Source organism: Micromonospora globispora (genome assembly GCF_003857015.1).
GTDB lineage: Bacteria > Actinomycetota > Actinomycetes > Mycobacteriales > Micromonosporaceae > Micromonospora > Micromonospora globispora.
The window spans coordinates 1-14,035 of the sequence record NZ_QGGF01000376.1; the positions used below are offsets into that span (position 1 = coordinate 1).

General features: G+C 72.1%; 12 protein-coding genes. 5 read left to right on the plus strand and 7 right to left on the minus strand.

The genetic code is table 11. The features are described from left to right. The first annotated feature begins 166 nt into the window (after positions 1 to 166). Positions 167 to 631, plus strand: coding sequence for a hypothetical protein (locus DKL51_RS19150; RefSeq protein WP_109942749.1), 465 nt, complete (start codon positions 167 to 169; stop codon positions 629 to 631). A gap of 97 nt (positions 632 to 728) precedes the next feature. On the opposite strand, the gene DKL51_RS19155 is transcribed toward DKL51_RS19150, so the two are convergent. The 3 genes from DKL51_RS19155 to glnA all read right to left on the minus strand — a co-directional run bounded on the left by DKL51_RS19155 (position 729) and on the right by glnA (position 3,122). Further along, positions 729 to 1,097, minus strand: a complete 369-nt coding sequence (locus tag DKL51_RS19155; RefSeq protein WP_109942748.1) for a VOC family protein — start codon at positions 1,095 to 1,097, stop codon at positions 729 to 731. 98 nt (positions 1,098 to 1,195) lie between these two features. After that, positions 1,196 to 1,741, minus strand: coding sequence for a helix-turn-helix transcriptional regulator (locus DKL51_RS19160; protein WP_124812335.1), 546 nt, complete (start codon positions 1,739 to 1,741; stop codon positions 1,196 to 1,198). A 31-nt stretch (positions 1,742 to 1,772) separates the two neighbouring features. Further along, a complete protein-coding gene (glnA, locus tag DKL51_RS19165; RefSeq protein WP_109944485.1) occupies positions 1,773 to 3,122 on the minus strand; it encodes a type I glutamate--ammonia ligase in 1,350 nt (449 codons plus the stop codon). Positions 3,123 to 3,353: 231 nt separating this feature from the next. Between glnA and DKL51_RS19170 the strand changes: the two genes are divergently transcribed. Together DKL51_RS19170 and panB are read left to right on the plus strand one after the other, a co-directional pair. After that, positions 3,354 to 5,117: an NAD+ synthase gene (locus DKL51_RS19170; RefSeq protein WP_109965553.1), complete on the plus strand. Its 1,764-nt coding sequence runs from the start codon at positions 3,354 to 3,356 to the stop codon at positions 5,115 to 5,117. A gap of 125 nt (positions 5,118 to 5,242) precedes the next feature. Continuing rightward, complete coding sequence (gene panB, locus DKL51_RS19175; RefSeq protein WP_109944483.1) at positions 5,243 to 6,088, plus strand: 3-methyl-2-oxobutanoate hydroxymethyltransferase; 846 nt, start codon at positions 5,243 to 5,245, stop codon at positions 6,086 to 6,088. Positions 6,089 to 6,141: 53 nt separating this feature from the next. Here panB and npdG read toward each other — a convergent pair whose 3' ends face one another. Further along, a complete protein-coding gene (npdG, locus tag DKL51_RS19180) occupies positions 6,142 to 6,840 on the minus strand; it encodes an NADPH-dependent F420 reductase (RefSeq protein ID WP_124812336.1) in 699 nt (232 codons plus the stop codon). Between the two features lie 72 nt (positions 6,841 to 6,912). After that, entirely contained in the window at positions 6,913 to 8,346 is a 1,434-nt protein-coding gene (locus DKL51_RS19185; RefSeq protein ID WP_109965551.1) for an RNB domain-containing ribonuclease, read from the minus strand. 170 nt (positions 8,347 to 8,516) lie between these two features. Here DKL51_RS19185 and DKL51_RS35030 point away from each other — a divergent pair, with 170 nt between their 5' ends. Next, entirely contained in the window at positions 8,517 to 9,506 is a 990-nt protein-coding gene (locus DKL51_RS35030) for a hypothetical protein (protein ID WP_185734847.1), read from the plus strand. Between the two features lie 313 nt (positions 9,507 to 9,819). After that, positions 9,820 to 10,893, plus strand: a complete 1,074-nt coding sequence (locus tag DKL51_RS19200; RefSeq protein WP_109965549.1) for a DNA glycosylase AlkZ-like family protein — start codon at positions 9,820 to 9,822, stop codon at positions 10,891 to 10,893. Here the strand turns inward: DKL51_RS19200 and DKL51_RS19205 are convergent. Beyond that, positions 10,890 to 11,534, minus strand: coding sequence for a class I SAM-dependent methyltransferase (locus DKL51_RS19205; RefSeq protein WP_109944478.1), 645 nt, complete (start codon positions 11,532 to 11,534; stop codon positions 10,890 to 10,892). The genes DKL51_RS19200 and DKL51_RS19205 overlap by 4 nt on opposite strands. 97 nt (positions 11,535 to 11,631) lie before the next feature. After that, a complete protein-coding gene (locus tag DKL51_RS19210) occupies positions 11,632 to 14,028 on the minus strand; it encodes an ATP-binding cassette domain-containing protein (RefSeq protein WP_109965548.1) in 2,397 nt (798 codons plus the stop codon). Positions 14,029 to 14,035: the final 7 nt, after the last annotated feature.

Here is a 14,035-nt window from a genome sequence, read left to right on the forward strand (position 1 = left end):
CTCGCCGTCCGCTGACCCGCCGGGCGCCTCACCCCCACCCGCGCAACCGGTTGGTCCGGTTTTGGGGGTGGATTGCCAGCGCGTTCATAGGGTCCTGACGGGGTTCCTTCAGGCACGGCCGTCACTGTCGGTGACGTCATCGCACCACCGACCAACTGGAGGACTGATGTCCCGCACGATCTCGAAGAAGCACCTGCTGGCCGGTCTGGCCGCCGCGGGCGTGCTCGGCGTGGGGATCGCCGCTCCCACGGTGGCGTTCGCCGACGACAACGCGACGCCGAAGCCGAGCACCAGCAGCAGCACCGACCAGGGGGGCACCGACCGGCAGCAGCAGCGGGCCGACCGGCAGGCCGCCTTCGCCGAGGAGTTGGCCAAGGAGCTGGGCGTCTCCACCGACAAGGTGACCGCCGCCCTGGAGAAGATCCGCGAACAGCACCAGGCCGACCGGCCGGACCGGCCCTCGACCGAGGACCGGCAGGCGGACCTGAAGCAGCGGCTGGACCAGGCGGTCAAGGACGGCAAGCTCACCCAGGAGCAGGCCGACGCGATCACCAAGGCGGCCGAGGCCGGCGTCCTTCCGGGCCCCGGCGGCCACGGCCAGCACGGCCCGGGCGGCATGGGCGACAAGTAATCCGATGGCCCCGCCGTCTCCGCGGCGGGGCCACCCACCCCCCGCAGGACCCCGCCGATCCGGCGGGGTCCTGCGCGTTCGATCCAGGTCGGGTCGATCAGCCGGCCGACGGCGGGGTGAAGACGCCGAACCGGTTCCCGGACGGGTCGACCAGGTGCGCCAAGCTCAGCCCGCTCGGCGTGGTGCGGAGCGGCACCACCACCTTGCCGCCGGCGGCCTCGGCCCGGCGGCAGGTCTCCGCCACGTCGGCCACCTCGGCGTAGAAGATCGCGTAGGTCGGCGAGGTGCCGTCGGTGCCCCGGATCGCGCCGCCGATCCCCTGCTCCCCGCCGGCGGTGGTCTGCCGGTACGACCCGCCCGGCGCGCCCTGCTCCTCGAAGGTCCAGCCGAACAAGTCGCCGTAGAACTTCTCGGCCTCCGCCGGGCGGTCGGAGCCGATCTCGAACCAGGTGATGGGCGTGGACATGGTGCCTCCCGTTCATCCCGCCGGCCGGTCGGCCGGCGTCTCAGGTAGCAGCCTCGACCCGGTCCGCGACACCGCCCTGTCGGTGTTTTCCGACCAACTCAGACCAGGCTCAACCGGCTGATCACCCGGTCGGGGATGTCCAGATCGGCGGGGTCCAGCTCCCGGGTCACCACCTCGGCCAGCGGATGCACCGAGCGGATCCGGTCGGTGCGGAAGCAGCGCAGCTCGTCGCGGAGCCGGCACCAGGCCAGCAGGTACCAGTGGCGGGAGTTGCCGAGGTAGCCGAGCGGCTCGACATCACGGGACGAATCCGCGCCGGAACGGTCGGCGTACCGCAGACGGAGCACCCGCCGGGCGGCGACCGGCGTGCCGCCCAGCCGGTGCAGCGCCACCGCCATCGCCACCGCCTCGCCGGCGGTCAGGTTGACCGGCGGCAGGGTGTGCGCGCGGTCGACCACGTAGCCGCCGGTGCGGCCCGGCTCGGCCCAGATCGGCACGCCCGAGGCCTGCAGGGCGGCGATGTCCCGCTCGATGGTCCGGGCGCTGACCTCGAAGCGCTGGGCCAGCCAGCGGGCGCTGCGCGGCCGCGGCGAGACGGCCCGCAGCTCCTCCACCAGGGCGTAGAGACGGTCGGTCCGGTTCACCCCCGGAAGCTAATCCGGGGGTACGACAGGCCTAGAGCGACAGGTAACGCTGCCGCTCGTACGGGGTGACCTCGCGGCGGTACTGCTCCCACTCGGCGCGCTTGTTGCGCAGGAAGAAGTCGAAGACGTGCTCGCCGAGCACCTCGGCGACCAGCTCCGAGCCGGCCATCACGTCGATCGCCTCGGCCAGGTTCTCCGGCAGCGCCTCGTAGCCCATCGCCCGGCGCTCGGCGCTGCTCAGCGACCAGACGTCGTCCTCCGCGCCCGGGGGCAGCTCGTACCCCTCCTCGATGCCCTTGAGGCCGGCGCCGAGCATGACCGCGAAGGCCAGGTACGGGTTGGTCGCCGCGTCCAGCGAGCGGACCTCCACCCGGGCCGAGTTCGGCTTGCCGTACGCCGGCACCCGGACCAGGGCGGACCGGTTGAGGTGACCCCAGCAGACGTACGCCGGGCTCTCCGTGATCCGGTCCGGCAGTGCCTGCGGGAAGAGCCGCTTGTACGAGTTGACCCACTGGTTGGTGACCGCGGTGTACTCCCGGGCGTGCATCAGCAGGCCCGCGATGAACGACTTCGCCACCTTGGAGAGCTTCATCGGGTCGCCCGCGTCGTGGAACGCGTTGCGCTCCCCCTCGAAGAGCGACAGGTGGGTGTGCATGCCGCTGCCCGGCTGGTCGGTGAAGGGCTTCGGCATGAAGCTGGCCTGCACGCCGGTGGAGAGCGCCACCTCCTTCACCACGTGCCGGAAGGTCATGATGTTGTCGGCGGTGGTCAGCGCGTCGGCGTAGCGCAGGTCGATCTCCTGCTGGCCGGGGGCCACCTCGTGGTGGCTGAACTCCACCGAGATGCCGATCCGCTCCAGGGCGAGCACCGCCTGGCGGCGGAAGTCCCGGGCGACGGCGTGGGTGGTGTGCTCGAAGTAGCCGCCGGTGTCCACCGGGACCGGCACCGAGCCGTCCTGCGGGCCGTTCTCCAGCAGGAAGAACTCGATCTCCGGGTGGGTGTAGAAGGTGAAGCCCTTCTCGGCCGCCTTGGAGAGCGCCCGGCGCAGCACGTGCCGCGGGTCGGCCCAGGACGGGCCGCCGTCGGGGAGCAGGATGTCGCAGAACATCCGGGCGCTCTCGCCGCTGACCCCGCCCTCGAACGGGAAGACCTGGAACGTCGTCGGGTCGGGCATGGCGACCATGTCCGACTCGAAGACCCGGGCGAAGCCCTCGATCGCCGAGCCGTCGAAGCCGATGCCCTCCTCGAAGGCGGCCTCCAGCTCGGCGGGGGCCACCGAGACGCTCTTGAGCGTGCCCAGCACGTCGGTGAACCACAGCCGGACGAAGCGGATGTCCCGCTCTTCCAGCGTACGGAGGACGAACTCCTGCTGACGGTCCACTTCAACCCCTCGCGACACTGTTGTCCGTCACCGGTCGGGCCGGTGCGGCCTGACCGCCCAGTCTCCACCGGCCTCGTTACGCCGACGTTACGCGACCGCCCGGCCGCCGTCCCGCCGTGTCCCGCCGCCCGAGCCCGGCCCGGCGGGCAGGCCCGGCCGCCCCTCCCGGGGTGGCTGGCGTCTCCCACGTCCGGCCATGTCAGCCCCGCGGAGCTGGGGCAAGATTAGGACATGCCCACCCTGCGTCTCGCCCTGTGCCAGGTCAACCCGACGGTCGGCGACATCGCCGGAAACGCGGACCTGGTTCGCCGCTGGACCCGCAAGGCCGCCGACGCCGGCGCCCAGCTCGCGCTCTTCCCGGAGCTGATGCTGACCGGGTACCCGGTCGAGGACCTGGTCTTCCGCCGCTCCTTCGTCGCCGCGTCGAGGGCCGCGCTGGAGCGGCTCGCCGCGGACCTCGCCGCCGACGGGCTCGGGGAGCTGCCGGTGATGGTCGGCTACCTGGACGCGGACGGCCCGCCGCAGGTCAGCGCCGATGCCGTGCCGGGCCGGGGTGCCCGCAACGCCGCCGCGCTGCTGCACCAGGGCGGGATCGTGGCCACCTACTTCAAGCACCACCTGCCCAACTACGGCGTCTTCGACGAGGACCGCTACTTTGTCCCCGGCGACATGCTGACCGTGGCCCGGATCGGCGGGGTGGACGTCGCGCTGACCATCTGCGAGGACCTCTGGCAGGCCGGCGGCCCGTTCGCGGTCGCCCGGCAGGCCGGGGTCGGCCTGGTGCTCAACATCAACGGCTCGCCGTACGAGCTGAACAAGGACGACGTCCGGCTGCCGCTGGTCCGCCGCCGGGCCGCCGAGGCCGGCGCCACCATCGCGTACGTCAACATGGTCGGCGGCCAGGACGAGCTGGTCTATGACGGCGACTCGATGATCGTCAGCGCCGAGGGGGCGCTGCTCGCCCGGGCGCCGCAATTCGTCGAGCACCTGCTGGTGCATGACGTGGAGCTGCCCCCGGCGAAGGAGCAGGTCGACCACGCCGAGGAGCTGGCCGACGGGATGCGGATCGTCCGGGCCAAGGTCAGCGACATCCTGCCGCCCGCCGCCACCGGCGGGATGGCGGCCGGCGGCATCATCGAGCCGGTCGCCGACGAGGCCGAGGTGTGGCAGGCGCTGGTGCTGGGCCTGCGCGACTACGTCAACAAGAACCGCTTCCCGTCGGTGGTGCTCGGCCTCTCCGGCGGCATCGACTCCGCGGTGTCGGCGACGATCGCGGTGGACGCGCTCGGCCCGGACCGGGTGGCCGGCGTGTCGCTGCCCAGCCAGCACTCCTCGGAGCATTCCCGGGCCGACGCCGAGGACCTGGCCAAGCGGACCGGCCTGAACTACCGGATCGAGCCGATCCAGCCCATGGTGGACACCTTCCTGGCCAACATGTCGCTGTCCGGGGTGACCGTGGAGAACCTCCAGGCCCGGGTGCGCGGCGTGATCCTGATGGCGCTGTCGAACCAGGAGGGCCACCTGGTCCTCACCACCGGCAACAAGAGCGAGCTGGCGGTCGGCTACTCCACCCTCTACGGCGATTCGGTCGGCGGCTACAACCCGATCAAGGACGTCTGGAAGACCCTGGTCTGGCGGCTGGCCAAGTGGCGCAACGCCGACGCCGAGCGCCGGGGCGAGACGCCGCCCATCCCGGAAAGCTCGATCGGCAAGCCGCCGTCGGCGGAGCTGAGCCCGGGCCAGATGGACAGCGACACCCTGCCGGCGTACGACGTCCTCGACCCGATCCTGATCGGCTACGTCGACGGCGACCTGGGCCGGGAGGGGCTAATCGAGTCGGGGCACGATCCGGCGGTGGTCGACAAGGTACTGCGCATGGTGGACACCGCCGAGTACAAGCGACGGCAGTCCGCCCCGGGCACCAAGATCTCGATCAAGGCGTTCGGGCGGGACCGCCGGCTGCCCATCACCAACCGCTGGCGCGAGCACGGCTGACCGCCGTCCGCCCTGGGCGCGGGAGTGAAATCCTGCACTCCGCCCTGCCGCAGGCCGGTCGTCCGGTGCGACGATCGCGGCGGAACCCGGGGACCGCAGAGGCGGCCTCGAGGAAGGAGAGAGTCATGGTGGAGTCCACCCCGACCGAGGTGACCGCCCTCTACGGCGGGCCGGCCACCCGACGGGTCCGCACCCGCGACCTGATCGCCGCCAAGGAGCGCGGCGAGCGCTGGGCGATGCTCACCTCGTACGACCAGTACACGGCCTCGATCTTCGATCAGGCGGGGATCCCGGTGCTGCTGGTCGGCGACTCGGCGGCGAACAACGTCTTCGGCTACGAGACCACCCTGCCGGTGACCGCCGAGGAGCTGCTCCCCCTGGTCCGGGCCGTGGTACGCGCGACCCGGCACTCGCTGATCGTCGGCGACCTGCCCTTCGGCTCGTACGAGGAGGGGCCGACGCAGGCGCTGCGGACCGCGGTGCGGTTCATGAAGGAGGGCGGCTGCCACGCGGTGAAGCTGGAGGGCGGCCGGCGCTGCGCCGCCCAGATCGAGGCGATCGTCGGGGCCGGCATCCCGGTGATGGCGCACATCGGCTTCACCCCGCAGAGCGAGCACACCCTGGGCGGCTACCGGGTGCAGGGCCGAGGCGACACCGCCGAGGAGGTGATCGCCGACGCCCGCGCGGTGGCCGAGGCGGGCGCGTTCGCGGTGGTGCTGGAGATGGTGCCCGGCGAGGTGGCCAAGCGGATCACCGCGGAGCTGCGGATCCCGACCGTGGGCATCGGCGCCGGCCCGGAGACCGACGCCCAGGTGCTGGTCTGGCAGGACATGGCCGGGCTGCGCACCGGCCGGGCGCCGCGCTTCGTGAAGCGCTACGCCGACCTGGCGGGCGCGCTGACCGACGCCACCCGGCGGTTCGCCGAGGAGGTCCGCGGCGGCGAGTTCCCCGCCGCCGAGCACACCTTCTGACCGATACGACGAAGGGCCCCCGCCGTGGCGGGGGCCCTTGGTCGTGCCGTGGCTCAGAGGTCGGTGACCCGGATGCCGGCGTGCGCCTTGTAGCGCTTGTTGATTGCGATCAGGTTGGCGGTGAACGCCTCGATCTGGTGGGCGTTGCGCAGCCGACCGGCGTAGATCCCGCGCATGCCGGGGATCCGGGCGGCGAGCGCGGCGACCACGTTGACCAGCTCCCGGTCCTCGGTGCAGATCAGCACGTCGAGGTCGATCCGGTCGACCTCCGGGTCGGCCAGCAGCGGCGCGCTGACGTGGTTGAACGCGGCGCAGACCCGGGAGTCGGGCAGCAGCGCGGCGGCCTGCTGGACGGCGCTGCCCTCGGCGACCTGCAGGGCGTACGGCCCCTGCTTGTCGAAGCCGAGCGGGTTGACGCAGTCCACCACGATCTTGCCGGCGAGCGGCTCCGCCAGGGCGGCGACGGTGACGGCGTGCCCGTCCCACGGCACCGCGATGATCACCACGTCGCTGCGCCGGGCCACCTCGTCGTTGTCGGCCCCGGTCACGTCGACCCCGGCCGGCATCCCGGGCAGCGCGGCGATCTCGGCGGCGGCCTGCGCCGCCCGCTCGGCCGAACGGGAACCGATCAGCACGGTCTGCCCGGCCCGGGCGAACCGGTAGGCGAGACCCCGCCCCTGGTCGCCGGTCCCACCGATGATGCCGACGGTCAGCCCGGAGACGTCGGGCAGCGTGGTCGCGTCGTAAGCCATGGGGTCATCCTCGCAAAGGTGATCGGCCCGCAGCACGGCCGGGCGCTGTGACAAACCCCGCTGCGGCGCCGGTCAGCCGTGCTCGAAGAGGACCTTGCGCTGGGTCGGGTCGGCGGTCACCAGGCGGACCGGCACGCGCTCGCCGAGCGGCAGCTCGCCGCGGCAGCGGGCCCGTACCGGTGGGGCGTCGAGGGCCACCGTGCCGCCCGGCGTCCGGCCCGGCTTGGCCTCCCCGTTGGGCGGTGTGTCCACGTCGAGCACTGCGGCCTCGAAGGTCTCCCCCACCCGGTGCTCCAGCAGCACCGCCTCGGCCAACTCGACGGCGCCCCGGGTGGCCGCGGACGCGGTGCGGTCGGTGGTCGCCATGACCTCCGGCAGCTTCGGCAGCGCCGCGCGGGCCCAGTCGGGCACCTCCCGGCCCTCGTGCAGGGCCAGGCAGACCTCGGTCGCGTACCGGTCGGCCAGCCGGCGCAGCGGCGCCGTGACGTGGGCGTACGTGGCCGCGACCCCGCCGTGCTCCGGCTGCTCGGGTAGCTCCCCGTCGAAGGCGGTGTACCCGGCCCCGCGCATCAGCTCCGCCGCCTGATCGATGAAGGCCGCCGCCCGGGGCTGCGAGGGGTCCAGCCGCTCCAGGACCTCGCCTACGCTGAGCCCCGCCGGCCAGTCGATACCGAGCGGGGCGGCGGCGAGGCGCAGCCGGTCGACGGCCTCCGGCTTCGGCGGCGGCATGGTCCGCAGCAGCCCGATCCGGCCGGTGAGCATGATGTCGGCGGCGGCCATCCCGGTGAGCAGGGAGATCTGCGCGTTGTGGTCCTCCATCGGCGCCGGGCCACGCAGCACCAGGCGCCAGCCGTCGCCGTCCGGTTCGACGTCCTGCTCGGGCAGGGGCAGGTTGATCGCGCCCCGGCGCAGCCCGCGGGTGGTGAGCAGCGCGCCGATCTCGGGCAGCAGGGCGATCGGCTCGGGCAGCCGGCCGGCGTCGGCGTCCCGCTGGACACCCTGGTAGTCGAGCTTGGCCCGGCTGCGGACCCGGGCGCGCTCCAGCGCGACGGCGATGGTATCGCCGTCGCTGTCGAGGTCGATGGTCCAGACCACCGCCGCCCGGTCCTGCTCGGGCAGCAGGCTGGCCGCCCCCTCGCTGAGCGTGTGCGGGTGCAGCGGCACGTTGCCGTCGGGCAGGTAGACGGTCTGCCCGCGGCGCCAGGTCTCCTCCTCCAGCGGGCCGCCGGGGCGTACGTGGGTGGCGACGTCGGCGATGGCGTACCGCACCCGGTAGCCGCCACCGGGTCGGCGGCTGAGGTGCATCGCCTGGTCCAGGTCGCGCGAGGTCGCCGGGTCGACGGTGACGAACGGGACGTCGGTCCGGTCGGTGACGGCGGGCAGCGGTGCGGCGGCCGCCTCGTCCGCCTCGCGCTGCGCCGCGGCCGGGAAGCTCTCGGGCAGTCCCAGCTCGCGGCGCAGCGCGCCGAAGTCGATGCGGGGCGCGAGTACGCGTCGGATCACCACGGGGACATCCTGACAGCGCCCCGCGTGATCCGCTCACCGGCGCGGCGTACGCCGGGTCAGTGGCGGGCCCCCGACGTCAGCCGGCGGCCTTCCGGGCGCTGCCCGGCTTGGCCGTCGAACGGCCCGCGACGACCCTCGTGCCGGCGGGCTTCCGGGCGGCGGTGAGGCGTTTGTGGGTCCCGGTCGAGCTGCTCGTCCTGCGCTCGAGGGGGCCGACCGCCGACGCCGCCTTCTTCGCCGTGGCCTTGCGGGACGTGGTGGTCGTCTTCTTGGCCGGCGCCGTCTTCGCGGCGGTCTTCGTGGCCGGCGCCGTCTTCGCGGCGGTCTTCTTGGCCGCGACCTTCTTCGCCGCTGTGGTCTTCTTCGCGGTCGTCCGCTTCGCCGCGGCCCCGGTCGTCTTCGCCGCCGCGCCGGCCTTCCTACCCGTGGTGGTGATCGTCCGGGTGCCGGTGGTCTTCTTCGCCGGCGCCTTCTTCGCCGCGGCCGTGGTCTTCTTGGCGGGGGCCTTCTTCGCCGCGACCGTGGTCTTCTTGGCGGGAGCCTTCTTCGCTGCCGTGGTCTTCCGCGCCGCCACCGTGGTCTTCGCCGCCGCCTTCTTCGCGGGAGCCTTCTTCGCCGCCGTGGTCTTCCGCGCCGCTACCGTGGTCTTCGCCGCCGCCTTCTTCGCGGGGGCCTTCTTCGCCGGTGCCTTCTTCGCTGCGGCGGCCTTCTTCGCCGCCGTGGTCTTCTTGGCGGCGGTCTTCGTGGCCGGGGCCTTCTTGGCCGTGGTCTTCGTCGCCGGCGCCTTCTTCGCCGGGGCCCTGGTCGCCGCCGCCACGGTCTTCCTGGTGGCGGCCTTCTTCGCGACCGCCTCCTTCGCCGGGACCCGACCGGCCCCGGCGCCCGAGGCGTTCGCGGACGCCTTGGTGACCGTCGCCCCCCTGGCGGTCTTCTTCGCGGTCGTACGTTTGGCGGCCGGGCGGGTGGTGGCCTTTTGTGCTTCGGCCATCTCGGTTCCCTCCTTGGGGACGTGCTCTCGCCCTCGCGGAGCACGGAGTACCTCGACGCGGGCCGTCCCGCGCCGTCTACCTGTCCTCCCCGGCCCAACGGGCGTCCTCGGCGTCCCACGCTTCGTTGCGCTCCTGCACCCTCTGCAGGGCGTTCTCCGCGTCGGCGGCTGAGGCGTACGGCCCGAGAACGTGCTTCGCAGGACACACGTCAGCATCGGTCTCGACCCGGTGGTGTCGGGTGCACCAGTAGTAGTGCGCACCACTTCCGCTGTCGCTCATGAGATCACTGTGCACCGCGAAGGGCCCGGCCGCCACCGGATCGCCCCAAATAGTCGCCGATGCTTTCCACAGTAGATTTGCTGCCGGCCACCGGAGGCGAAACGGGAAAATCCGGATCGGCACCACGGAGATTCCGCTGGTTCCGGCTCCGCAGCGCCAGGTTTCGGGTCACCAGGGTGTCGGGCCTGGGCACTACCCTCGCCCCATGGCTCACCGGCTTGACCGCGCCGAGGCCCGGCGCATGGCGGTCCGCGCCCAGGTGCTCGACGCGCAGCGGCCGACCGACCTCCTGGCGGTCGTGCACCAGTTGACGTTCCTCCAGCTCGACCCGACGGCCGCGGTGGCACCCAACGCCGACCTGGTGGCCTGGAGCCGGCTCGGGGCCGCGTACCACCCGGACCACCTGCCGCAGGCCGTCGAGCGGGACCGCACGCTCTTCGAGCACCGCGCGATGGTGCGACCGATGGCCGAGCTTGGGCTCCACCTGGCCGACATGGCGGCCTGGCCGGAGGAGTCGCGGCGGCGCGAGTGGCTGCGGGCCAACGACTCCTTCCGCCGCTACGTGCTGGACCTGCTGCGGGATTCCGGGCCGCTGCTGTCGCGGGACGTGCCGGACCGCAGCGAGGTGCCGTGGCCGTCTACCGGCTGGACCAACAACCGCAACGTCACCCAGATGCTGGAGTTCCTCGCCGCGCGCGGCGAGATCGCCATCTCCGGCCGGGTCGGTCGGCAGCGCCGGTGGGATCTGGCCGAGCGGGTCTACCCGGCCGATGCGGCGGTGATTCCGGCGGACGAGGCACGCGCCCTGCGCAACGAGCGGCTGCTGCGCTCCCTCGGCGTCGCCCGCGCCGCCGTGGTGGGTGAGGCCGGGGAGCCGGCGGAGATCGAGGGCACCGCCGGCGGGTGGCGGGTCGACCCGGCGTCGATCGGCCAGCCGTTCGCCGGGCGCACCGCGCTGCTGTCCCCGTTCGACCGCCTGGTGCACGACCGCAAGCGCGCACTCGAACTCTTCGACTTCGAGTACCGCCTGGAGATGTACGTGCCGAAGGCCAACCGGCGCTGGGGCTATTTCGCGCTGCCCGTCCTGCATCACGACCGGCTGATCGGCAAGGTGGACGCGACGGCCGACCGCAAGAAATCGGTCCTCCGGGTGGACGCCATCCACCAGGACATCCCGTTCACCGATGAGATCAGGGCCGCCGTGCACGCCGAACTGGAAGCGCTGGCGTCCTGGCTCGGCCTGTCGGCCGTCGCCGTCGCCTCTTCCTCAATCGGCTAGGGCTGGCGGCGGGCGAAGAGGACCGCCCCTGGCACGGTCTCGTCCAGATCGAGCAGCAGCTGAGCCTCGACCGTGAACCCGGCATCGCGCAGCCAGGCTGCCACGCGGTCGGGCTGGCGGCGGTGGACGTGGACCTTCATCGGGTGGCCACCGTAGCCCTGTGTCTTCAGCCGCGATTGGTTGCCGACGTGAAAGCCGAGCAGCAGCAGTCCGCCGGGACGCAACGCCCGTCGGAAGTGGCCGAAGACCGTGGACACCGCCTCGTCGGGGACGTGGATCAGTGACCAGAAGGCGAGCAGGCCGGCAACCGAGGCGTCGGCGAGGTCCAGGTCCGTCATCGAACCCACCTCGAACCGCAGGCCGGGATGATCGCGCCGAGCCACCTCGACCATCGCGGGTGAAAGGTCGATGCCGAACGCGTCGACGCCCAACGTGCGCAGATGGGCGGTGACATGTCCTGGTCCGCAGCCCACGTCCGCCACCGGCCCGCCACCGGCGGCCCGAACCATGTCGGCGAACAACGCCAGACTCCCGCGTAGGTAGGGCTCGCCGGCGAGAGCGCCGCGCAGCCGGTCGGCATAGCTGACCGCGACGGTGTCGTAGGAGGTCCGGGCGTCAGCCAACCAACCTTGATCGCTCATCCCGGCCAGGGTAGTGACTCGACCGATCGCCGCCTTCGGCGACTCTCGCAAGCTCAACCGGCGAGGGGAGCGGAAGCTCGCTTCCGCTCCCCTCGCCTCAATCGCCTGTGCCGACGTAGGCCGCGAGGTGCTCGCCGGTGAGGGTGGAGCGGGCGGCGACGAGGTCGGCGGGCGTGCCCTCGAAGATGATCCGGCCGCCGTCGTGGCCGGCGCCGGGGCCGAGGTCGACGATCCAGTCGGCGTGCGCCATGACCGCCTGGTGGTGCTCGATGACGATGACCGACTTGCCGGAGTCGACGAGCCGGTCGAGCAGCCCGAGCAGCTGCTCGACGTCGGCGAGGTGGAGGCCGGTGGTCGGTTCATCGAGGACGTAGACGCTGCCCTTCCCGGCCATCTGGGTGGCCAGCTTGAGCCGCTGCCGCTCGCCGCCCGACAGCGTGGTGAGCGGCTGGCCGAGGCTGAGGTAGCCGAGCCCGACGTCGGCGAGCCGGTCGAGGATGGCGTGCGCGGCCGGCGTACGCGCCTCCCCGGCGCCGAAGAACTTTTCGGCCTCGGTCACCGACATCGCGAGCACCTCGCTGATGTCCCGGCCGCCGAGGTGGTATTCCAGCACCGATGCCTGGAACCGCTTCCCCTCGCACTCCTCGCACGTGGTGGCGACGCCGGCCATCATCGCCAGGTCGGTGTAGATGACGCCGGCGCCGTTGCAGGTGGGGCAGGCGCCCTCGGAATTGGCGCTGAACAGCGCCGGCTTCACGCCGTTGGCCTTGGCGAACGCCTTGCGGATCGGGTCGAGCAGTCCGGTGTACGTCGCCGGGTTGCTCCGTCGCGAGCCCCTGATCGCCCCCTGGTCGACCGACACGACTCCGTCCCGCCCGGACACCGAGCCGTGGATCAGCGAGCTCTTGCCCGAGCCCGCCACCCCGGTGACGACGACCAGCACACCGAGCGGGATGTCGACGTTGACGTTCTTCAGGTTGTGGGTGCTGGCACCCCGCACCTCCAGCGCCCCCGACGGCGTCCGCACCGACGGCTTCAGGGAGGCGCGGTCGTCCAGGTGCCGCCCGGTGATCGTGCCGCTGGACCGCAGCCCCTCGACGGTGCCCTCGAAGACCACCTCGCCGCCCTCGGTGCCGGCGTGCGGGCCGAGGTCGACGACGTGGTCGGCGATCGCGATCGCCTCCGGCTTGTGCTCCACGACGAGCACGGTGTTGCCCTTGTCCCGCAGCCGCAGCAGCAGGTTGTTCATCCGCTGGATGTCGTGGGGGTGCAGCCCGATGGTCGGCTCGTCGAAGACGTACGTGACGTCGGTGAGCGACGACCCGAGGTGCCGGATCATCTTGGTGCGCTGCGCCTCGCCGCCCGAGAGCGTGCCCGACGGCCGGTCGAGGCTGAGGTAGCCGAGCCCGATCTCGACGAACGAGTCGAGGGTCTCTCCCAGTGCCGTCAGCAGGGGTGCCACCGACGGCTCGTCCAGACCCCGCACCCACTCGGCGAGGTCGCTGATCTGCATCGCGCAGGCGTCGGCGATGTTGATCCCCTTGATCTTCGACGACCGGGCCGGCGCGCTGAGCCGGGTGCCGTGGCACTCGGGGCAGGTGGTGAAGGTGACGGCCCGCTCCACGAAGTCGCGGACGTGCGGCTGGAGCGCATCGACGTCCTTGGACAGCATCGACTTCTGGATTTTCGGGATCAGGCCCTCGTACGTCAGGTTGATCCCCTCGACCTTGATCTTCGTCGGCTCCTTGTAAAGCAGGTCGTGCAGCTCCTTCTTGCTGTACTTGCGGATCGGCTTGTCCGGGTCGAAGAAGCCGGAACCGCGGAAGATGCGGCCGTACCAGCCGTCCATGCTGTAGCCGGGGATGGTCAGCGCGCCCTCGTTGAGCGACAGGCTGTCGTCGTACAGCGCGGACAGGTCGAAGTCGGTGACCGAGCCCCGACCCTCGCAGCGCGGACACATGCCACCGGTGCGGGTGAACGTCGCCTTCTCGGCCTTGGTCTTGTCACCGCGCTCAACCGTGATCGCACCACTTGCCCGGACCGAGGGGACGTTGAACGCAAAGGCGCTGGGCGGACCGATGTGCGGCTTCCCGAGTCGGCTGAAGAGGATGCGCAGCATCGCATTGGCGTCGGTGGCGGTGCCGACCGTAGAGCGGGGGTCGGTGCCCATCCGCTCCTGGTCGACGATGATCGCGGTCGTCAGCCCCTCGAGCACGTCGACCTCGGGGCGGGCCAGCGTCGGCATGAAGCCCTGCACGAAGGCGCTGTAGGTCTCGTTGATCAGTCGCTGCGACTCCGCGGCGATCGTGCCGAACACCAGCGAGCTCTTGCCCGAGCCGGAGACGCCGGTGAACACCGTCAGCCGCCGCTTCGGGATCTCGACGCTGACGTCCTTGAGGTTGTTCTCACGCGCGCCGAGCACGCGGATCAGATCGTGGCTGTCGGCACCGTGCAGCGCAGGCGACTGAGTGTCCGTCCTCGTGGCCGTGCTCATCGTCTCT

Coding starts and splice junctions, on each gene's coding strand:
- DKL51_RS19150 (WP_109942749.1), top strand. CDS start 167: ATGTCCCGCACGATCTCGAAGAAGCACCTGCTGGCCGGTCTGGCCGCC.
- DKL51_RS19155 (WP_109942748.1), bottom strand. CDS start 1,097: ATGTCCACGCCCATCACCTGGTTCGAGATCGGCTCCGACCGCCCGGCG.
- DKL51_RS19170 (WP_109965553.1), top strand. CDS start 3,354: ATGCCCACCCTGCGTCTCGCCCTGTGCCAGGTCAACCCGACGGTCGGC.
- panB (WP_109944483.1), top strand. CDS start 5,243: ATGGTGGAGTCCACCCCGACCGAGGTGACCGCCCTCTACGGCGGGCCG.
- npdG (WP_124812336.1), bottom strand. CDS start 6,840: ATGGCTTACGACGCGACCACGCTGCCCGACGTCTCCGGGCTGACCGTC.
- DKL51_RS19200 (WP_109965549.1), top strand. CDS start 9,820: ATGGCTCACCGGCTTGACCGCGCCGAGGCCCGGCGCATGGCGGTCCGC.
- DKL51_RS19205 (WP_109944478.1), bottom strand. CDS start 11,534: ATGAGCGATCAAGGTTGGTTGGCTGACGCCCGGACCTCCTACGACACC.
- DKL51_RS19210 (WP_109965548.1), bottom strand. CDS start 14,028: ATGAGCACGGCCACGAGGACGGACACTCAGTCGCCTGCGCTGCACGGT.